This is a genomic window from Fructilactobacillus sp. X1R3C1 (genome assembly GCF_059901545.1).
The window spans coordinates 1-374 of the sequence record NZ_JBWXUT010000020.1 but is presented as its reverse complement, the minus strand read 5'-3'; the positions used below and the strand labels follow the sequence as shown (position 1 = coordinate 374).

At 38.5% G+C, this 374-nt stretch carries 2 tRNA genes; both read left to right on the top strand.

Annotation, left to right across the window (positions count from 1 at the left end):
• Nucleotides 1–101 precede the first annotated feature (101 nt).
• Nucleotides 102–176: transfer RNA gene (locus AC6UD8_RS07050), tRNA-Ile, on the top strand.
• 31 nt (nucleotides 177–207) lie between these two features.
• Nucleotides 208–280 (top strand) — tRNA-Ala (locus AC6UD8_RS07045).
• Nucleotides 281–374 lie beyond the last annotated feature (94 nt).

Genomic DNA, 374 nt, shown 5'->3' with positions numbered 1-374 from the left:
GATCACCTCCTTTCTAAGGAAAAATTCGGAAACCTTACATTATTGAAGTCTTGTTTAGTTTTGAGAGTTTTACTCTCGTTAAAATAAATGTTCGCGCTTTTGGGTCTATAGCTCAGCTGGTTTAGAGCGCACGCCTGATAAGCGTGAGGTCGGTGGTTCGAGTCCACTTAGACCCATCGTTACTGGTAAGTGACAATCGAATATTTTGGGGAATTAGCTCAGCTGGGAGAGCACCTGCTTTGCAAGCAGGAGGTCAACGGTTCGATCCCGTTATTCTCCATTGACACGAAAGTGTCAACTTTGTTCTTTGAAAACTAGATAATATTATTTTCTGTATTAATTATATTTTAATTATAATTTTAACCGAGAAATAA